At 70.5% G+C, this 18,329-nt stretch carries 15 protein-coding genes and 4 tRNA genes; 10 read left to right on the forward strand and 9 right to left on the reverse strand.

What is annotated here, in order from left to right; genetic code table 11:
- From AB0K02_RS29815 to purM, 5 genes are all read left to right on the forward strand, one after another.
- A partial coding sequence (locus tag AB0K02_RS29815; protein ID WP_365995679.1) for an AIR synthase-related protein occupies positions 1-783 on the forward strand: 783 nt, incomplete at its 5' end.
- A gap of 83 nt (positions 784-866) precedes the next feature.
- Positions 867-1,655: a sterol carrier family protein gene (locus AB0K02_RS29820; protein ID WP_365995681.1), complete on the forward strand. Its 789-nt coding sequence runs from the start codon at positions 867-869 to the stop codon at positions 1,653-1,655.
- Positions 1,656-1,703: 48 nt separating this feature from the next.
- On the forward strand, positions 1,704-2,510 hold the full coding sequence (locus tag AB0K02_RS29825; RefSeq protein ID WP_365995682.1) for an META domain-containing protein: 807 nt from the start codon (positions 1,704-1,706) through the stop codon (positions 2,508-2,510).
- Positions 2,511-2,965: 455 nt separating this feature from the next.
- Positions 2,966-4,483 carry an amidophosphoribosyltransferase gene (purF, locus tag AB0K02_RS29830; RefSeq protein WP_365995683.1) on the forward strand — a complete coding sequence of 506 codons (1,518 nt, stop codon included), beginning with the start codon at positions 2,966-2,968 and terminating at the stop codon, positions 4,481-4,483.
- Positions 4,484-4,525: 42 nt separating this feature from the next.
- Positions 4,526-5,593, forward strand: coding sequence for a phosphoribosylformylglycinamidine cyclo-ligase (purM, locus tag AB0K02_RS29835; RefSeq protein WP_365995684.1), 1,068 nt, complete (start codon positions 4,526-4,528; stop codon positions 5,591-5,593).
- A gap of 54 nt (positions 5,594-5,647) precedes the next feature.
- On the opposite strand, the gene AB0K02_RS29840 is transcribed toward purM, so the two are convergent.
- Positions 5,648-5,911, reverse strand: coding sequence for a DUF3073 domain-containing protein (locus AB0K02_RS29840; RefSeq protein ID WP_365995685.1), 264 nt, complete (start codon positions 5,909-5,911; stop codon positions 5,648-5,650).
- Positions 5,912-6,191: 280 nt separating this feature from the next.
- Positions 6,192-7,283 (reverse strand): Glu/Leu/Phe/Val dehydrogenase dimerization domain-containing protein, encoded by a 1,092-nt coding sequence (locus AB0K02_RS29845; protein ID WP_365995686.1) that lies wholly within the window; start codon positions 7,281-7,283, stop codon positions 6,192-6,194.
- A 154-nt stretch (positions 7,284-7,437) separates the two neighbouring features.
- On the opposite strand from AB0K02_RS29845, the gene AB0K02_RS29850 reads away from it, so the two are divergent.
- Both AB0K02_RS29850 and bldC read left to right on the forward strand, forming a co-directional pair.
- Positions 7,438-8,268, forward strand: a complete 831-nt coding sequence (locus AB0K02_RS29850) for a hypothetical protein (RefSeq protein ID WP_365995687.1) — start codon at positions 7,438-7,440, stop codon at positions 8,266-8,268.
- Positions 8,269-8,746: 478 nt separating this feature from the next.
- Entirely contained in the window at positions 8,747-8,953 is a 207-nt protein-coding gene (gene bldC, locus AB0K02_RS29855; protein WP_003949541.1) for a developmental transcriptional regulator BldC, read from the forward strand.
- Between the two features lie 357 nt (positions 8,954-9,310).
- On the opposite strand, the gene AB0K02_RS29860 is transcribed toward bldC, so the two are convergent.
- The 3 genes from AB0K02_RS29860 to hrpA form a co-directional block, all read right to left on the reverse strand.
- Positions 9,311-9,502, reverse strand: a complete 192-nt coding sequence (locus AB0K02_RS29860) for a DUF6274 family protein (protein ID WP_365995688.1) — start codon at positions 9,500-9,502, stop codon at positions 9,311-9,313.
- Positions 9,503-9,773: 271 nt separating this feature from the next.
- Positions 9,774-9,848 (reverse strand) — tRNA-Asp (locus AB0K02_RS29865).
- Between the two features lie 90 nt (positions 9,849-9,938).
- Complete coding sequence (gene hrpA, locus AB0K02_RS29870; RefSeq protein ID WP_365995689.1) at positions 9,939-13,901, reverse strand: ATP-dependent RNA helicase HrpA; 3,963 nt, start codon at positions 13,899-13,901, stop codon at positions 9,939-9,941.
- A gap of 118 nt (positions 13,902-14,019) precedes the next feature.
- On the opposite strand from hrpA, the gene AB0K02_RS29875 reads away from it, so the two are divergent.
- The 3 genes from AB0K02_RS29875 to AB0K02_RS29885 are packed head-to-tail and all read left to right on the forward strand — an operon-like array spanning position 14,020 to position 16,266.
- Positions 14,020-14,622 carry a hypothetical protein gene (locus tag AB0K02_RS29875; protein ID WP_365995690.1) on the forward strand — a complete coding sequence of 201 codons (603 nt, stop codon included), beginning with the start codon at positions 14,020-14,022 and terminating at the stop codon, positions 14,620-14,622.
- A gap of 58 nt (positions 14,623-14,680) precedes the next feature.
- Positions 14,681-15,439 carry a DsbA family protein gene (locus AB0K02_RS29880; RefSeq protein WP_365995691.1) on the forward strand — a complete coding sequence of 253 codons (759 nt, stop codon included), beginning with the start codon at positions 14,681-14,683 and terminating at the stop codon, positions 15,437-15,439.
- A complete protein-coding gene (locus tag AB0K02_RS29885) occupies positions 15,436-16,266 on the forward strand; it encodes a cytochrome c biogenesis CcdA family protein (RefSeq protein ID WP_365995692.1) in 831 nt (276 codons plus the stop codon). The genes AB0K02_RS29880 and AB0K02_RS29885 overlap by 4 nt, the downstream gene beginning before the upstream one ends.
- 105 nt (positions 16,267-16,371) lie before the next feature.
- Here the strand turns inward: AB0K02_RS29885 and AB0K02_RS29890 are convergent.
- The 4 genes from AB0K02_RS29890 to AB0K02_RS29905 all read right to left on the reverse strand — a co-directional run bounded on the left by AB0K02_RS29890 (position 16,372) and on the right by AB0K02_RS29905 (position 18,300).
- Positions 16,372-16,448: transfer RNA gene (locus AB0K02_RS29890), tRNA-Phe, on the reverse strand.
- 22 nt (positions 16,449-16,470) lie between these two features.
- Positions 16,471-16,545 (reverse strand) — tRNA-Asp (locus AB0K02_RS29895).
- Positions 16,546-16,584: 39 nt separating this feature from the next.
- Positions 16,585-16,657, reverse strand: a tRNA-Glu gene (locus AB0K02_RS29900).
- A gap of 80 nt (positions 16,658-16,737) precedes the next feature.
- Positions 16,738-18,300 (reverse strand): metallophosphoesterase, encoded by a 1,563-nt coding sequence (locus AB0K02_RS29905; protein WP_365995693.1) that lies wholly within the window; start codon positions 18,298-18,300, stop codon positions 16,738-16,740.
- Positions 18,301-18,329 lie beyond the last annotated feature (29 nt).

An 18,329-nucleotide genomic window follows, 5' to 3' on the forward strand; every position in this document is an offset into this window, starting at 1 on the left:
GCGCTGGCCGAGGCGTACCGCAACGTGGCGGCCTGCGGCGCCAAGCCGCTGGCGATCTCGGACTGCCTGAACTTCGGCTCGCCCGAGGACCCGGATGTGATGTGGCAGTTCGCCGAGGCCACCCGCGGTCTCGCGGACGGCTGCCTGCGGCTGGGCACCCCGGTCACCGGCGGCAACGTCTCCCTGTACAACCAGACCGGTGACGTCGCCATCCACCCCACCCCCGTGGTCGCGGTGCTGGGTGTGATCGACGACGTCACCCGCCGCACCCCCGTCGCGTTCGCCGAGCAGGGGCAGCTGCTGTACCTGCTGGGCGACACCCGCGAGGAGTTCGGCGGCTCGGCCTGGTCCCAGGTGATCCACGACCACCTGGGCGGCCTGCCCCCGCGGGTGGACCTGGACCGGGAGAAGCTCCTCGCCGAGATCCTGATCTCCGCCTCCCGCGACGGCATGATCGACGCCGCGCACGACCTGTCCGACGGCGGCCTGGTCCAGGCCGTGGTGGAGTCCTGCCTGCGCGGCGGCAACGGCGCCCGCCTGATCGTCCCCGACGGGCTGGACGCGTTCACCTTCCTGCTCTCCGAGTCGGCCGGCCGCGCCATCGTGGCCGTCCCGCGCAGCGAGGAACTCCGCTTCACCGACATGTGCGGCGCCCGGGGCCTGCCCGCCACCCGCATCGGCGTCGTCGACGGCGACACCGTCGAGGTCCAGGGCCAGTTCAGCATCCCGCTGAACGAACTCCGCACCGCACACGAGGAGACCATTCCGGGTCTGCTCGTCTGAGACGCGTGCTCCGAAGCCCCCGCCCGGTCAGACCGGGCGGGGGCTTCGGCGTCCTGTCGTACCCACCCCGTAGGGTCGGCGTCATGCCACCGGCCAAGAAGCGTCCGCGTACGTACGACTCCGCCAAGGTCCGGGCCGCCGTGCTGGCCCAGTTCGGGCATGTCCGTGAGGCGGCGGCATTGCTGACGCCCCAGCAGCTGGAACAGCCCACCCGGCTCGGGGACTGGACCGTACGGGAGCTCGTCGCACACGTCGCCATGGCGGTCGGCGCCGTACCCCACTACCTCGCGCTGCCCGAGCCGGCCCGGCAGGACGTCGCGCTGCTCGACTGGCCGTTCGCCACGGTGACGGCCGCGGGGGAGATCGACGAGCTGACCCGGGAGCTGGCCGCCGGTGACCTCGGCGAGCTGTACGCGCGCACGGCCGAGCGCGTCGGCGAGCTGTTGCCGCTGGTGCCGGACGAGCGGCTGGTGCCGACGCGGTTCGGAGCCATGCGGCTCGGGGACTTCCTCGTCACCCGCACCGTCGAGCTGGTCGTCCACACCGACGACCTGGCCGACGCGACCGGGCTGGACGTCCCGTACGACCGGCAGGCGCTCGCCGCCTGCACGCGGCTGCTCGCCGACGCGCTCGCGGTCAAGGCGCCCGGGGCGTCGACCGAGGTGCGGATTCCGCCGTTCGCCGTCGTCCAGTGCGTGGAGGGCCCCCGGCACACGCGGGGGACGCCGCCCAATGTCGTCGAGACCGACCCGCTGACCTGGATCCGGCTCGCCACCGGGCGCACGGGCTGGCGGGAGGCGCTGGATGCCGCGAAGGTCAGCGCGAGCGGAGAGCGCGCGGACCTCGGGGGGCTCCTGCCGATCCTCGGCTGACCGCGTGATCCGGGGGAACCGACCACGGGGCCGCCCCGTCCCAGGGGTATGCGCTACCAGCTGAGCATTCCTGTCACCGCCCTGGCCCTTCTGGCCCTGGCCGCCTGCGGCACGGAGCAGGGAGGCGGGGCCCGCAGCGGCCAATCCGTGGCACCCGACCTTCCTCTCACCGGCGTGCGCTGGTCCGTGGAGAGCGTGAGCGCCGACGGCACGAAGACCGCTTCCCCGGCCGACGCGTATGTGGAGATCACCGACAAGGGCCGGGCGCAGGGCAACTACGGCTGCAACCACTTCGGCGCCGACATCACGGTCGAGGGCGACACCGTGACGGTCGGACCGGGTGAGATGACCGAGATGGCCTGCGACAAGAAGATCCAGGGCTTCGAGGACGCCCTGCGCGCCGCGTTCTCCGGCAAGCTCAAGGCGAAGCTCACCGACGGCAGGCTCACCCTCACCACCGAGAAGGGCGACGCGATCGCGCTGACCGCCGAGCGGCCCTCCCCGCTGATCGGCACCAAGTGGACCGTCGACTCCCTGGTCGAGGGCGAGACGGTCACGTCCCTGCCGGCGGGTACCGAAGGCACGGCGCATCTGACCATCGCCGAGGACGGGACCGTCGGCGGCAGCCTCGGCTGCAACCGTTTCACCAGCACCGCGAAGGTCTCCGGGGACTCGATCACCTTGGGCCGCCTCGCCTCCACCCGGAAGGTGTGTCCCGGCCCGGTGATGGATCTGGAGCGCGAGCTGGTCCAGGTCCTGAAGCAGGGGACGGTGAAGTACGAGGTGAAGCACCGCGCCCTCACCCTCACCGCGTCCAACGGCAAGGGCCTGGCGGCGTACGCGGACATGCGCTGACCGGCCGGCATCGCGGGGGGCGGCAACCGCAGGGACATATCCACCGCAAACGGGTGCCGACAGGGTGCGGGGAGGGCCCGACGATGCCCGGAATGTTCGCAAATGCGCCCCGCTGTCGACGGGGCCGGATGTGAACTAGCGCACGCGGCGACAGGTGGCGCGCGCCACGTATCCGGTCGGCGTGGCGGGGCTCCACGCGTGTGACCGCACGGTCACCGAGGGGCTGCGCGACACCCGGGCCCGGCCGGGACCGGCCAGGTGCGTCAACGATCGTCCCGGGATGCGGACGCCGGAATGGACGACTTGTCGATCTCCGGCAGCGTCCCGACGGCTGTACGGGCACTGCGGATTCCTGCCTCCGGCGCTCCGCGGAGGCCGCTCGGAGGGCTCCCGGAATCGGGTTGCGAGGCATCCCCAATTCGGACCAGTGGTCGATCTCGCCTACACTCGGTGGCGTGCCACGTGGTGACGGACGACTCAACCACGACCTGCTCCCCGGCGAGAAGGGCCCCCAGGACGCTTGCGGCGTCTTCGGTGTCTGGGCTCCGGGTGAAGAGGTCGCGAAGCTCACTTACTTCGGGCTCTACGCCCTCCAACATCGAGGCCAGGAATCCGCGGGAATCGCGGTCAGCAACGGCTCTCAGATCCTCGTCTTCAAGGACATGGGCCTTGTGTCCCAGGTCTTCGACGAGACCTCTCTCGGCTCCCTGACCGGTCATATCGCGGTCGGTCACGCCCGCTACTCGACCACGGGCGCCTCCGTGTGGGAGAACGCGCAGCCGACCTTCCGGGCCACCGCCCACGGCTCGATCGCGCTCGGCCACAACGGAAACCTGGTCAACACGGCGCAGCTGGCCGAGATGGTCGCCGAGCTCCCCAAGGAGAACGGCCGGGCCACCCAGGTCGCCGCGACCAACGACACGGATCTGGTCACCGCTCTGCTCGCCGGACAGGTCGACGAGGACGGCAAGCCGCTGACGATCGAGGAGGCGGCCGCCAAGGTCCTTCCCGACGTCCGGGGCGCCTTCTCGCTCGTCTTCATGGACGAGGGCACCCTCTACGCGGCCCGCGACCCGCAGGGCATCCGCCCGCTGGTGCTGGGCCGTCTCGACCGCGGCTGGGTCGTCGCCTCGGAGAGCGCCGCTCTCGACATCTGCGGCGCGAGCTTCGTCCGCGAGATCGAGCCCGGCGAGCTCATCGCCATCGACGAGAACGGCATCCGCACCTCTCGCTTCGCAGAAGCGAAGCCCAAGGGCTGTGTCTTCGAGTACGTCTACCTGGCACGTCCCGACACCGACATCGCCGGCCGGAACGTCTACCTCTCCCGGGTCGAGATGGGCCGGAAACTGGCCAAGGAAGCCCCGGTCGAGGCCGACCTCGTCATAGCGACGCCGGAGTCCGGTACGCCCGCCGCGATCGGCTACGCCGAGGCCAGCGGCATCCCGTACGGCTCCGGCCTGGTGAAGAACGCCTACGTCGGCCGCACCTTCATCCAGCCCTCGCAGACGATCCGCCAGCTGGGCATCCGCCTGAAGCTGAACCCGCTGAAGGAAGTCATCCGCGGCAAGCGGCTGGTCGTCGTGGACGACTCCATCGTCCGCGGCAACACCCAGCGGGCCCTGGTCAAGATGCTCCGTGAGGCCGGCGCCGCCGAGGTCCACATCCGGATCTCGTCCCCGCCGGTGAAGTGGCCCTGCTTCTTCGGCATCGACTTCGCGACCCGCGCCGAGCTCATCGCCAACGGCATGTCGATCGACGAGATCGGCAAGTCGCTGGGCGCCGACTCCCTCGCGTACATCTCCATCGACGGCATGATCGAGGCGACCACCATCGCCAAGCCGAACCTCTGCCGCGCCTGCTTCGACGGCGAGTACCCGATGGAGCTGCCCGACCCCGAGCTGCTCGGCAAGCAGCTGCTGGAGACCGAGCTTGCGGGTGGCGCAGACGCCGCCGACGCGCTCCGTCGCCCGTAATCCCCGCTCCAACGCAGTCACGACACGAAAGCTCTCAACCTCATGAGTGAGACCACCGGTGCCAGCTACGCAGCCGCGGGCGTCGACATCGATGCGGGTGACCGCGCTGTCGAGCTGATGAAGGAGTGGGTGAGGAAGACGCAGCGCCCGGAGGTTCTGGGCGGTCTGGGTGGCTTCGCCGGCCTCTTCGACGCCTCGGCCCTGAAGCGTTACGAGCGTCCGCTGCTGGCGTCCGCGACGGACGGTGTGGGGACGAAGGTCGACATCGCCCGCCGGATGGGCGTGTACGACACGATCGGGCACGACCTGGTCGCGATGGTCATGGACGACATCGTGGTGTGCGGTGCGGAGCCGCTGTTCATGACGGACTACATCTGTGTGGGCAAGGTGCATCCGGAGCGGGTGGCCGGGATCGTGAAGGGCATCGCCGAGGGCTGTGTGCTGGCCGGTACGGCGCTGGTCGGCGGTGAGACGGCGGAGCATCCGGGTCTGCTGGGGCCGGACGACTTCGACGTGGCCGGTGCGGGCACGGGTGTGGTGGAGGCGGACCGGCTGCTGGGTGCGGATCGTGTCCGGACGGGTGACGTGGTCGTGGCGATGGCGTCGTCGGGGCTTCACTCCAACGGGTACTCGCTGGTGCGGCATGTGCTGTTCGACCGGGCGGGGATGTCGCTGGAGCAGCGGGTCGAGGAGCTCGGCCGGACGCTGGGCGAGGAGCTGCTGGAGCCGACGAGGATCTACTCGCTGGACTGTCTGGCGCTGACGCGGACGACCGAGGTGCATGCGTTCAGTCACATCACCGGCGGGGGGCTGGCGGCGAATCTGGCGCGGGTGATCCCGGAGGGTCTGCACGCGGTGGTGGACCGTTCGACGTGGACCCCGGGTGCGGTGTTCGACCTGGTCGGCCGGGCCGGTCGGGTGGAGCGGCTGGAGCTGGAGAAGACGCTGAACATGGGTGTCGGCATGATGGCCGTCGTCCCGGCGGAGTCCGTCGAGGCGGCGCTGACCACCCTCGCCGACCGCGGCGTGGACGCCTGGGTCGCGGGCGAGATCATCGAGCGCGGTGATCGCGCCACGGGCGCCGAACTGACCGGCGACTACGCAAGCTGAACAGCACAGAACCCGGTCCGGGGCAGGCCCCGGACCGGGTCGGTGAGTACAGCGTCAAGCGCCGCGGCGCTGTGACGACGGGCCGGACTCTTCGTCCTCGTCCTCGTCGTCGTTGTACATGTCCGCGTACCGCGCGTACGGGTCGTCTTCCTCGTCGTCGTCCTCGAACGGCTCGCCGTTCGGCGGCTGGCTCGAAATCGGACTCGAAGTCGATGCGCCCAGCTCGTTGGCCAGACGCGACAGGTCAGTCCCGCCGCTGTTGTACTTCAGCTGGCGGGCGACCTTTGTCTGCTTGGCCTTGGCCCGGCCGCGCCCCATGGCTCGACCCCCTCGGTGACGGGGCTCGACGGCCCCAGAGTCTTGACACGCGTTCATGAGTCGGAACGGGCTCTCCGTGAAGAGCTCGGTCCGTAGGGCTTCAACGGTACCTGCTTCCGCGGCCATACGGTACGCCGCCCGCATGAGGTGCCGCCTCACACGACCCGCGAGGCGCCCTGTCCTCGCTGGTCAACTGCGATTTTAACCTCTTCCTGGCGCCCGACCCGCCGACCGGGGTGAGTCTTGTCTCCCCGGACGGCGGGCCGGACGGGTGCCCGGGTCAGCGACGGCGGGCGTCGGCCATGCGCTGCTCGGCGATCCGGTCGGCCGCAGCGGCCGGCGGAATGCCGTCTTCCTTCGCACGTGCGAATATTGCCAGCGTGGTGTCGAAGATCTTTGACGCCTTCGCCTTGCACCGGTCGAAGTCGAAGCCGTGCAGCTCGTCGGCGACCTGGATGACGCCGCCGGCGTTCACCACGTAGTCGGGGGCGTAGAGGATCCCGCGGTCGGCGAGGTCCTTCTCGACGCCCGGGTGCGCGAGCTGGTTGTTCGCCGCGCCGCAGACGATCTTGGCGGTGAGCGCCGGCACGCTGCCGTCGTTCAGGGCGCCGCCGAGCGCGCAGGGCGCGTAGACGTCCAGGCCCTCGGTGCGGATCAGGGTGTCGGTGTCGGCGACCGCGGTGACCGAGGGGTGCTTGTCGAGGATGCGGCGCACGGACTCCTTGCGCACATCGGTGATCACGACCTCGGCGCCGTCGGAGAGCAGGTGCTCGACCAGGTGGTGGCCGACCTTGCCGACGCCGGCGACGCCGACCCTGCGGCCGCGCAGCGTCGGGTCGCCCCACAGGTGCTGGGCCGAGGCGCGCATGCCCTGGAAGACGCCGTACGCGGTGAGCACGGACGAGTCGCCCGCGCCGCCGTTCTCGGGGGAGCGGCCGGTGACCCAGCGGCTCTCGCGCGCGACGACGTCCATGTCGGCCACGTAGGTGCCGACGTCACAGGCGGTCACGTAACGGCCGCCGAGGGAGTCCACGAACCGGCCGTAGGCCAGCAGCAGCTCCTCGGACTTGATCTGCTCCGGGTCGCCGATGATCACGGCCTTGCCGCCGCCGTGGTCCAGGCCGGCCATGGCGTTCTTGTACGACATGCCCCGGGAGAGGTTCAGGGCGTCGGCGACGGCCTCCTCGTCGGAGGCGTACGGGTAGAAGCGGGTGCCGCCGAGGGCCGGGCCCAGGGCGGTGGAGTGGATGGCGATGACGGCCTTCAGGCCGGAGGCGCGGTCCTGACACAGCACGACCTGCTCGTGCCCTCCCTGCTCCGATCGGAACAGAGTGTTCAGTACATCGACCGGAGCGCCGGTTACATCGGTCACGGTGGTGACTCCCAAGTACGAAGCGGCGGATGCGGGCCCTCCTGCGGGTGGGGAAGGCCCGGTGGGCAAGAGAGTAAGTCCTCAGCAAGCGTAGATCCGACCCGGTGGCGCGGATCACCCTCCACCGGAGTACGGACATGGAAGGATCTGCGGCATGCCGGCGCTGTCATCGGTCCTCGTCCCGTACGCGGCCTACCTGCGGATCTACGAGCCGCTGACGGCCTTCCCCGAGCCGGAGCGCAGCCACTGGGCCCGCTACGCGCGCAGGGAGGGCACCCCGACCGCCCAGGACGAACTCCGCCGCTCACTTGCCGACTTGCTGCCGACCCCGCCCGTCGTGGTTCGCGTCCACGAGAGCGCGGACGCCTTCGTGACCGATGTCGACGGCGTGGTGTGCGTCTGCCCGTGGCGCACGCGCCTGCGCGGGTGGCTGGCCCTGGAGGAGCTGTCCGCGCAGCTGCCCGGCGCGCTCCTGGACGCGGCGCTGCCGCGGGTCGTGCGTGAGCAGGCCGCCGCCGACTTCGCGCAGTGGCGACAGGAGAACCCGGACGCCCGCCCGTGGATCAGGACGGCCGTGTGGGGGGTGCCCGTGGGCTGGTTCGTGCTCTTCGCCGACGAGGAGCGCGAGTACACGGCCGCCGGGCCCTCGCTGCGCTACCGGACGCCCATGGTCCAGGCCCGCCGGCGGCTGGCCCGTGGGCTACGGACGCTGCGGGAGGCGATCGACGAGGGTCCGCTGACCGAGAGCCTCGTGGACGTGGGGCGGTGGCTGGAGGAGTTCCACCCGCGGTCACTGGTCGAGCTGGACTACGGCGGTCTGGTGCACGCGCTGCCCGGCGATGCCCTGGCGGAGGACCGGTCGGCGGCGGACGCGGCGGAGGGGATCGCCGCGCTGCGGTCCGGGGACGGTGAGGGCGCGGCCGAGGCGTACGGGCGTCTGACGGAGCGTTGGAGGGCCGTGAGGGATCGTCAATTCGCGAACTGACGGGGTGGACGGCGCCGCCGGTGGCCGGGCGGGGGGACGTAGGTCCCGATCCGGGCGATTGCCCCAAGCGTGATGGATTACACTAACCGCCCCCTTGCGCCTATCGCCCACCCTCGTGTCAAAATAGGACAAGGAGTCCGGGGAGGGTTCCTTCCGTCCAAGTAAGGGCGGATTGCTCAGCATTGCACGCTATGGGGGGTCTGAGGACTCCTGATCGCTCTGTGACTGATCGTCACTGTGACGTGACTGTCCGTTATGGCATGGTCCATCGGCCTTCCGCCGCTGATGGACACCTGAGAGGGCAATTCCATCGGTTTGGCCGACGTGGCTGGACAGATGGTGTAGTTGTAGTGCCGAGGACAAGCCGTTCGTCCTATAACCGACTCGGCCCGCGTCCGCCATTTCGGGCAACGCGGGTCAAGGTGCAGAATTTAGAGGAAAGAACCGAGAAGGTTCGGTTCTCCCGAGGAGGCCGCTCATGACCGCTCGCACCCCTGATGCCGAGCCGCTGCTGACCCCGGCTGAGGTCGCCACGATGTTCCGCGTGGACCCGAAGACGGTCACCCGCTGGGCTAAGGCGGGCAAGCTCACGTCCATCCGCACGCTCGGTGGACATCGCCGCTACCGCGAGGCAGAGGTCCGCGCACTGCTTGCGGGTATCCCGCAGCAGCGCAGCGAGGCCTGAACACCCCGTTTGACCGGGCATTTCCTGGGCCCCCACCCTGGATGAGCCCACCACTGGCTCCACAGACGTGCGTCTGCCCCAACAGGCCTTCGTCTTCGATCGCGCTGGACTCCGCCGGGTCCAGCGCGATCTTTTTGTGCGCCCGTGCCGACTGTTACCGGCGTGACGCGATGACATCGGTGTCGACCTCTGGGGCCCCTGGGGGAGTGGTGCAATGGCACATATTAAATCGGCACGGTGTAGGCAGGGGTTAAGTGCCCTCGTTCAGGAAATTAGTTCGGTGACACCCGTCACACTGCACGGCTCTTGCCAAAATCCGGACCGACACCCAAAGTCCCTCTCCGCGACGGGTGTTGGTCACTCCTCGGTGGCTTCCGGAGCAGGGTCGGAGACGGCCGGCCCGGGCGGCTCGGGGCGCTCCATGGCCAGGCGCAGGAGCCGGTGGCACACCGGGCAGGTCCTCGTGAGGTGGCGGTAGCCCGTGGCGGCCGCCAGATGGGCGCGCAGGAGCGCGCGTGTCTCGTGCCGCCTCGCCGCAGACGCCGCCATGTACGCCACCCCCTGCACCCTGGGTACCCGCGGTGGATGACACCGTCAAGACGGCGCGAGGGCGCAGACGACGAAGACCCACGTCCTACGGGACGAGGGTTCTGCGCGCGAACAGGCGGGGTTCCTGGCGGGATTCGCCGTCCGACGGGGTTCCTCCCGCCTTCGGCGAGGCGCCCCGGTGGCGGGGCTTCGGCACCCGGGTGCGACGATCGGCGTCCGGGACAACGACGAAGGCCCGCATCACGTCGATGCGGGCCTTCGGTGAATCGCGCGGTCCTGACGGGATTTGAACCCGCGGCCTCCACCTTGACAGGGTGGCGAGCACTCCAAACTGCTCCACAGGACCAGGTTTCGCGGCCGAATACTCCTTGGCCGCGAGAGAGACTGTACAGCAGGTTCGCTGGTCAGGTCGAACTCACCCAGGGCGACGGGGCCGTCACGGTGCGGCCGCGTCGATCGCCTTCACGATCCGCTTGTCCGAGACGGGGTACGCCGTGCCCAGCGCGTGCGCGAAGTAGCTCACCCGCAGCTCCTCGATCATCCAGCGGATGTCCAGGACCTCCTGGGGCACCGGTCGGCCCTGGGGCAACTGCTCCAGCAGCCAGGCGTACTCGTCCTGCATCTCGTGGACCTTCTCCATGCGCGTGGTGTCGCGCTGGACGGCCGTCGGCATCTGCTGGAGGCGGCGGTCCACGGCGACCAGATAGCGCATCAGGTCGGGCAGCCTGCGCAGACCCGTACGCGTCACGAAGCCGGCCGGCATCAGGGCCGCCAGCTGCTCGCGGACGTCCTGGACGTTGTTGATCAGAGCCAGGCTGTTCGTGGCCTTCAGGCGGCGCTCACAGGCCTGCCAGGCCGCAAGGATCTGCTGCACCTGGTCGATCGTGCGGACGGTCAGGTCCACGAGGTCGGCGCGGACCTTGTCGAACAGCTTCCGGAACGATTCCTCGTCCCAGGCCGGTCCGCCGTGGTCGGCGATGAGCCGGTCCGCCGCCGCCATGGCGCAGTCCTCGAACAGTGCCTGGACCGAGCCGTGCGGATTGCGGGACAGCGCCAGCTTCTGCTGGTTGGTCAGCCTGTCGGAGGCGAACTTCGCCGGACTCACCGGGATGTTGAGCATGATCAGCCGACGGGTGCCCTGCCACATCGCCTGCGCCTGCTCGTCCTCGGTGTCGAAGAGCCGTACGGAGACGCTCTCGCCCGCGTCGACGAGCGCTGGGTACGCCTTGACCGGCTGGCCGGCCCGGCGTGTCTCGAACACCCTCGTCAGCGTGCCGATCGTCCAGTCCTTCAGGCCGGTGCGCTCCAGCGACTCGCCCGACGGGCCGGAGGAGGCGGCGGCCTTGGACAGGGCCTGACGGGCCTTGGGCCGCAGCCGGAGCTTCAGCGCCTCCAGGTCCTTGTCCTCCGCCAGCCTGCGCCGCCGCTCGTCGACGATGCGGAAAGTGATCTTGAGGTGGTCGGGGACCCGGGACAGGTCGAAGTCGTCGGCCGTGACCGGGACGCCGACCATGCGCTGGAGCTCACGCGCCAGGGTGAGGGACAGCGGCTCCTGCAGGGGCACGGCCCTCTCCAGGAACGCCTTCGCGTAGTTCGGCGCCGGCACGTAGTGGCGGCGGACCGGCTTGGGGAGAGAGCGGATCAGCTCGGTGACGACTTCTTCGCGCAGGCCCGGGATCTGCCAGTCGAAGCCCTCGTCGGTGACCTGGTTCAGCACCTGGAGCGGGATGTGCACGGTGACGCCGTCCGCGTCCGCGCCCGGCTCGAACTGGTACGTCACCCGGAACTTCAGCCGGCCCTGCCGCCACGAGTCCGGGTAGTCGTCCTTGGTGACCGCGCCGGCCTTCTCGTTGATGAGCATCTCGCGCTCGAAGTCGAGCAGGTCCGGCTGCTCGCGGCGCTTGTGCTTCCACCAGGAGTCGAAGTGGGCGCCGGACACGACGTGTTCGGGGACCCGCTGGTCGTAGAAGTCGAAGAGTGTCTCGTCGTCCACGAGGATGTCGCGGCGGCGGGCGCGGTGCTCCAACTCCTCGACCTCGGTCAGAAGTTTGCGGTTGTCCGCGAAGAACTTGTGGTGCGTGCGCCAGTCGCCCTCGACGAGAGCGTTGCGGATGAACAGGTCGCGGGAGGTCTCCGGATCGATGCGCCCGTAGTTCACCTTGCGCTGGGCGACGATCGGCACGCCGTAGAGCGTGACCTTCTCGTACGCCATGACGGCCGCCGCGTCCTTCTCCCAGTGCGGCTCGCTGTACGTGCGCTTCAGCAAATGCTGGGCGAGCGGCTCGATCCACTCCGGCTCGATCTTCGCGTTGACACGGGCCCACAGGCGCGAGGTCTCCACGAGCTCGGCGGACATGACGAAACGCGGCGGCTTCCTGAAGAGCGCGGAGCCCGGGAAGATCGCGAACTTGGCGTTCCGCGCGCCCAGGTACTCGTTCTTCGCCGTGTTCTTCCCGCCCTCCGCCCCGGAGCTCTTCACGTCCTTCATGCCGACGTGCGAGAGCAGGCCCGAGAGCAGGGACACGTGGACGGCCTGCTCCGGGACGCCTTCGCCCGCCGCGGGCTCCTCGACGTGCATGCCCATCTGCTTGGCGACCGTGCGCAGCTGCGAGTAGATGTCCTGCCACTCGCGGATGCGCAGGAAGTTCAGGTACTCCTGCTTGCACATGCGGCGGAAACTGGAGGAGCCGCGTTCCTTCTGCTGCTCGCGGACGTAGCGCCACAGGTTGAGGAAGGCGAGGAAGTCGCTCGTCTCGTCCTTGAAGCGTGCGTGCTGCTGGTCGGCCTGTGCCTGCTTGTCGGCCGGGCGCTCGCGGGGGTCCTGGATCGACAGCGCGGCCGCGATCACCATGACCTCGCGCACACAGCCGTTCTTGTCGGCCTCGATGACCATCCGGGCGAGCCGGGGGTCGACCGGGAGCTGGGACAGCTTGCGGCCGAGCGGGGTGAGCTTCTTGCGGGGGTCCTTCTCCGCGGGGTCGAAGGCTCCGAGCTCCTGGAGCAGCTGCACGCCGTCGCGGATGTTGCGGTGGTCCGGCGGGTCGATGAACGGGAACTTCTCGATGTCGCCGAGTCCGGCCGCGGTCATCTGGAGGATGACGGACGCGAGGTTGGTGCGCAGGATCTCCGCGTCGGTGAACTCGGGGCGCGAGAGGAAGTCGTCCTCGGAGTACAGGCGGATGCAGATGCCGTCGGAGGTACGGCCGCAGCGGCCCTTGCGCTGGTTGGCGCTGGCCTGGCTGACCGGCTCGATCGGCAGCCGCTGGACCTTCGTGCGGTGGCTGTAGCGCGAGATCCGGGCGGTGCCGGGGTCGATCACGTACTTGATGCCGGGGACCGTCAGTGAGGTCTCGGCCACGTTCGTGGCGAGGACGATGCGGCGGCCGGTGTGCGGCTGGAAGACCCGGTGCTGCTCGGCGTGCGAGAGCCGTGCGTACAGCGGCAGGACCTCCGTGAAGCGGTACTGCTTCTTGTTGAGCGCGTCCGCGGTGTCGCGGATCTCGCGCTCGCCGGAGAGGAAGACGAGGATGTCGCCCTTGCCCTCGCCCATCAGCTCCTCGACGGCGTCCGTGATCGCGGTGATCTGGTCGCGGTCGGAGTCCTCCGAGTCCTCCTCCAGCAGAGGGCGGTAACGGACCTCGACCGGATACGTCCGGCCGCTGACCTCGACGATCGGGGCGTCGCCGAAGTGGCGGGAGAAGCGCTCCGGGTCGATCGTCGCGGAGGTGATCACGACCTTGAGGTCCGGGCGCCTGGGCAGCAGCTGCGCGAGGTAACCGAGGAGGAAGTCGATGTTCAGCGACCGCTCGTGGGCCTCGTCGATGATGATCGTGTCGTAGGCGCGCAGCTCGCGGTCCGTCTGGATCTCGGCGAGCAGGATGCCGTCCGTCATCAGCTTCACGAAGGTCGAGTCCTGGTTCACCTGGTCGGTGAAGCGGACCTTCCAGCCGACGGCCTCGCCGAGCGGGGTGCGCAGCTCCTCCGCGACGCGTTCGGCCACCGTACGGGCGGCGATCCGGCGGGGCTGCGTATGGCCGATCATGCCGCGCACGCCGCGGCCGAGCTCCAGACAGATCTTCGGGATCTGGGTCGTCTTTCCCGACCCGGTCTCACCCGCGACGATCACGACCTGGTGGTCCCGTATCGCCTGGAGGATCTCGTCCTTCTTCTGGCTGACCGGGAGCTGCTCCGGATACGTGATCTCGGGCACGCGCTCGGCACGCCGCGCGGTGCGGGCCGCGGACTTCTCGGCGTCGGCGGCGATCTCGTCCAGCACGGCCTGCCGCGCCTCGGGCTTACGGATGCGGCGGGCGCCCTCGAGACGGCGGCCGAGCCGGTGGGCGTCGCGCAGGGACGCCCCGGCCAGCAGGGTCTGGAGGTCTGCGAAGGAAGTAGACATACGGGGTCCAGGATCGCACTCTCCGGAAAGCACTGGCGAACTCATTTCGTCAGCAAGCTGGTGCAGTATGGAGCGAATCGTTCATCCCTGCCGAGCGTCCCGAAGGGAAAGCGCGCCCATGCTGATCGGCCGCGACCGCCGGCACCGCCTCGCGGTGACCGCGAGCCTGCTGCTCGGGCTGTTCGGCACGATGCTGGGATGTGTGGCGGCGCTGTCGGCGGAGGCGGCGGCGCCTGCCGGCTCGCATCGTGGTGCGGTGACGGCCGGGCAGGGCCTCGTCAGCGGCGCCGTGGCCGCCGGGCAGGTCTCGCATCGTGGTCCCGTGGCCGCCGGACAGGGCTTCGTCAGCGGCGCCGTGGCCCCGCCGGTCGCCGGGATCGGGGTGGCATCCGCCCTCGGTGCCGGCTCGGACGTCGCCCGCGGTGGTGCCGCCGGCGTGCGGGCGGGCGGGGGGTCCGCGCCGGGCGAGGCGGTCCTCGCCAGGGCCGCGAAGCTGCCCGCATGCGGGGAGCGCACCGGGGCCGGGGACAGCGGGGCGCACCCGGGCGTGCCTCCGCGCGGCGGCTCCGCGTGCGAACTGCTGCCCGCCCTGCCCCAGGCCCACGGCAGCGGCTGCGTCGCGCCCGTCTGCGACCAGACCGCGCTGGACATCTCGCCCCTGCCCGGCCCGCCCCCGCTCGCGCCGCCCTCCGCGGTCGACCTCTTTGTCCTGCGCGTATAGGCCCGCCGGTCCCCTCGCTGGCATCCGTTTCCCTCAGGCCTTTCGTTCAGGAGCTTCCATGCCTTCCGCCACGTCCACCTCCTCACGCAAGCCGCTCGCCATCGGCGCGGGCGTGCTCGCCGCCGCGCTGCTGCTCGGCTTCGCCTCCTACACCGCCACCCGGCCGGAGTCCGCGCCGTCCGGCGCGTCCTCGTCCGTCGGCTCCCCCTCCGCCGCCGACGGTTCCGCCGAGCCGCAGGCCGGCACGCACCCCGAGCTGGAGAAGCTCGCGCGCCGCGACGCGAAGGACCCGCTCGCGGCCGGCCGCGCGGACGCGCCCGTCGTGATGATCGAGTACGCGGACTTCCAGTGCGGCTACTGCGGGAAGTTCGCCCGCGACACCGAGCCGCGGCTCATGAGGAAGTACGTCGACGCCGGTGTCCTGCGGATCGAGTGGCGCAACTTCCCCATCTTCGGCGAGGCGTCCGAGGCCGCCGCGCGCGCCGCGTGGGCGGCGGGCCAGCAGGGCCGTTTCTGGCAGTTCCACGCCGCCGCGTACGCGGAGGGCGCGAAGGAGAAGGGCTTCGGCCGGGACCGCCTCACGGCGCTGGCCCGCGAGGCCGGGGTGCGCGACCTCGACCGTTTCACGCGTGACCTGGACAGTGACGCCGCACGCCAGGCGGTCACGAGGGACCAGGAGGAGGGCTACGGTCTGGGCGCCACATCCACGCCGTCCTTCCTGGTCAACGGCCGGCCCATCGCGGGAGCACAGCCCCTGGAGACGTTCACCGAGGCGATCGAGGCGGCGGAGCGGAGCGCGAAGCAGGGCGTGCGATGAACGACATCGGCTATCTGGCGGCATTCCTCGGCGGGCTCCTCGCCCTGATCAGCCCGTGCAGCGCCCTGCTGCTGCCCGCGTTCTTCGCGTACTCGGTCGACTCCACGGGCCGGCTGCTGGCACGCACCGGCATCTTCTTCGCGGGACTCGCGACGACCCTGGTCCCGCTCGGCGTGGCCGGGTCCTTCGCCGGCCGGCTCTTCTACGGCCATCGCGACCTGCTGGTCGCGGCCGGCGGCTGGCTGATCGTCGGGCTCGGGGTCGCGCAGATCCTCGGGATGGGCTTCGCCTCGCGCCGTGTCGCCGAGGTGTCGGGCCGGATCCGTCCGACGACGGCCCTGTCCGTCTACGCCCTGGGCCTGGTCTACGGGCTGGCGGGCTTCTGCGCGGGTCCCATCCTCGGGAGCGTGCTGACGGTCGCGGCGCTGAGCGGGAGCCCGGTCTACGGCGGGCTGCTGCTCGCGGTCTACGCCCTGGGCATGGCGGTTCCGCTGTTCCTGCTCGCCCTGCTCTGGGACCGCTTCGACCTGGGCGGCCGCCGGTGGCTACGCGGCCGGGAACTGCGCGCGGGCCGGTTCCGGCTGCACACGACGTCGCTGGCGTCGGGCCTGTTCTTCGTGCTGCTGGGCACGGTGTTCCTGGCCTTCGACGGCACGACCGCCCTGCCCGGCCTGCTCTCGGTCGACGACTCGTTCGCGGTGGAGGAGTGGGCCTCGGGCATCGGCAGAGCGGTGCCGGACTGGGCGCTGCTGGTGCTGGTGGTCGCGGTGGCGGCGCTGGTCCTGGGCGTACGCGGCTGGCGGCGCGGCGAGCGGGAGAAGGCGTAGCGCGCGCCCTGGGGCGGGCGCTCTCGCATCCCGCCCCAGGGCGCGCGGAGGTCAGGTGGCCGCGGAAACGGCGAAGGCCCCGATCCGGGGATCGGGGCCTTCGGCTGGTGGCTGGGGCCGGGGTCGAACCGGCGACCTATCGCTTTTCAGGCGATCGCTCGTACCAACTGAGCTACCCAGCCACGAAGCTCTTTCGAGCTCCAGCGGTCCTGACGGGATTTGAACCCGCGGCCTCCACCTTGACAGGGTGGCGAGCACTCCAAACTGCTCCACAGGACCAAGCATTGTGCGAGAACAAGTCTCGCACACGGTGATGCGTGCCCCCAACGGGATTCGAACCCGTGCTACCGCCTTGAAAGGGCGGCGTCCTGGGCCACTAGACGATGAGGGCTAAGGGCCCGCCTGGGCGCTTCTCAGCGCGTCGGGGACGTGAGAAGCATATGGGATGCGGGGACCTATCGCCAAAACGGTTTACGCGGAGGGCGTCGGCGACCTTCCCGACGGGCTCGGAGAAGGCTCCCGCGGCTCCGCGACATGGCGGCTGACCTCCGCTGTCGTCAGGCCGAGGCCGCCCAGCGTGATCTCGTCCCAGGCCTGCAGCCGCCGGCTCGTGCGGTCGAGGTAGAGCACCGAGGCGCGCACCTTCTCCGGCTCCTTGTCCTCCACCGCGCGCAGCCCGCCGCCGCCGGTCGACCCCTCGATCCTCAGGCGCGTGCCGTGCGGGAGGACCTCGGTGTGGCGCTTGTGGATGTGCCCCGCCAGGACCAGCGGCACGGTGCCGTCGGTCTCGCGGGCCGCGACCGGGTTGTGGGCGACCGCGATGTCGACGGGGGTGCCCGCGCGCTCCTGGTCGCGCAGGGCGGAGGCGAGGCGGATGCCGGTCATGCGTTCCGCCGGGTCACCCTGGGCCTCGACCGACCGGTCCGGGGTGAACTGCGGGTCGCCGCTGCCCGCGATGCGCAGTCCCCCGACGCTCACGGCCCGCCCCTCGTCCAGGACGTGGACGTTCTTCATCCGGGACAGGTACTCCTGTGTCGTGCGCGAGTCGTGGTTGCCGCGGACCCACACGTAGGGCGCGCCCAGATCGGGGATGGGGTCGAGGAAGCCGTTCTCGGCGGAGGACCCGTGGTCCATCGTGTCGCCGGAGTCGATGATCACGTCGATGCCGTACTGCTCCACGAGGGAGCCGATGATGTGCCAGGCCGCCGGATTGAGGTGGATGTCGGAGACGTGGAGCACCCGCATCGTGCTCGGGTCCGGCGAGTAGGCCGGCAGCGTCGACGTCGCGTCGTACAGCTTGGTCACGTTGGTGACCAGGCGTGCCAACTCCTTCTGGTAAACGTCGAATTCGGTCACGATCGAGCGCGCGTTGCCGACGACGGAGGGCGCGGACGACAGCAGTCCCGAGAACTTCGGCTCCAGGACGGACTTCGGGTTCCAGGTGGCGGCCGCCGAGACGCCGGACGCGGCGAGGAGCGCGAGCGCGAGGCCGCCGGCGGCGAGGGCGCGGCGGGGACGGCGGTAGACGGCGAGGCCCAGCGCGGTCGCCCCGGAGACGACGGCGACGCAGGAGCGCAGGGCGAGCTCGGTGGTCCCCTCCCGGACGTCGGCGGAAATCTCCTCCTGCAGGCCGGACAGCCGTTCGGGGTGTTCGACCAGGGCCTGGGAGCGGACGGGGTCGAGGCGGTCCACGTCGACGTCGAGCCGGACGGGGGCCACGTGGGAGTCGAGTTCGAGGGCGCCGAGCGGGGAGACGTTGATCTTCGTGCCGCCGCTCAGGGAGGGGCGCAACGTCATGGTGGCGTCCATCGGGCCGACCGGCGTACGGACGTTGCCGACGACCAGCAGGCCGAGCCAGGCGCCGAGGAGGACGACGGCCGTCAGTCCGAGGGCGCGGACCCAGGGCCGTTGGGCCGTGGTGAGTGCGGTGGTCTGCGAGGACGTGCGGCCGCCGGGGCGCGGCGCGGTACGGAACGGGCGGTTCGGGCGGGTCGGGCGGTTCGGCTGGTTCGGTTCCGGGGCTTCGCGGGCCATTGGTCCCGTATGCCCGGTGCGACCGGCGA

The organism is Streptomyces sp. NPDC049597, from assembly GCF_040675505.1.
Taxonomy (GTDB): domain Bacteria; phylum Actinomycetota; class Actinomycetes; order Streptomycetales; family Streptomycetaceae; genus Streptomyces.

What these genes read in the sequence shown, in the direction of transcription:
- AB0K02_RS29820 (WP_365995681.1), top strand. Translation starts at nt 867, where the DNA reads ATGCCACCGGCCAAGAAGCGTCCGCGTACGTACGACTCCGCCAAGGTC.
- AB0K02_RS29825 (WP_365995682.1), top strand. Translation starts at nt 1,704, where the DNA reads ATGCGCTACCAGCTGAGCATTCCTGTCACCGCCCTGGCCCTTCTGGCC.
- purM (WP_365995684.1), top strand. Translation starts at nt 4,526, where the DNA reads ATGAGTGAGACCACCGGTGCCAGCTACGCAGCCGCGGGCGTCGACATC.
- AB0K02_RS29840 (WP_365995685.1), bottom strand. Translation starts at nt 5,911, where the DNA reads ATGGGGCGCGGCCGGGCCAAGGCCAAGCAGACAAAGGTCGCCCGCCAG.
- AB0K02_RS29850 (WP_365995687.1), top strand. Translation starts at nt 7,438, where the DNA reads ATGCCGGCGCTGTCATCGGTCCTCGTCCCGTACGCGGCCTACCTGCGG.
- bldC (WP_003949541.1), top strand. Translation starts at nt 8,747, where the DNA reads ATGACCGCTCGCACCCCTGATGCCGAGCCGCTGCTGACCCCGGCTGAG.
- AB0K02_RS29860 (WP_365995688.1), bottom strand. Translation starts at nt 9,502, where the DNA reads ATGGCGGCGTCTGCGGCGAGGCGGCACGAGACACGCGCGCTCCTGCGC.
- hrpA (WP_365995689.1), bottom strand. Translation starts at nt 13,901, where the DNA reads ATGTCTACTTCCTTCGCAGACCTCCAGACCCTGCTGGCCGGGGCGTCC.
- AB0K02_RS29875 (WP_365995690.1), top strand. Translation starts at nt 14,020, where the DNA reads ATGCTGATCGGCCGCGACCGCCGGCACCGCCTCGCGGTGACCGCGAGC.
- AB0K02_RS29880 (WP_365995691.1), top strand. Translation starts at nt 14,681, where the DNA reads ATGCCTTCCGCCACGTCCACCTCCTCACGCAAGCCGCTCGCCATCGGC.
- AB0K02_RS29885 (WP_365995692.1), top strand. Translation starts at nt 15,436, where the DNA reads ATGAACGACATCGGCTATCTGGCGGCATTCCTCGGCGGGCTCCTCGCC.
- AB0K02_RS29905 (WP_365995693.1), bottom strand. Translation starts at nt 18,300, where the DNA reads ATGGCCCGCGAAGCCCCGGAACCGAACCAGCCGAACCGCCCGACCCGC.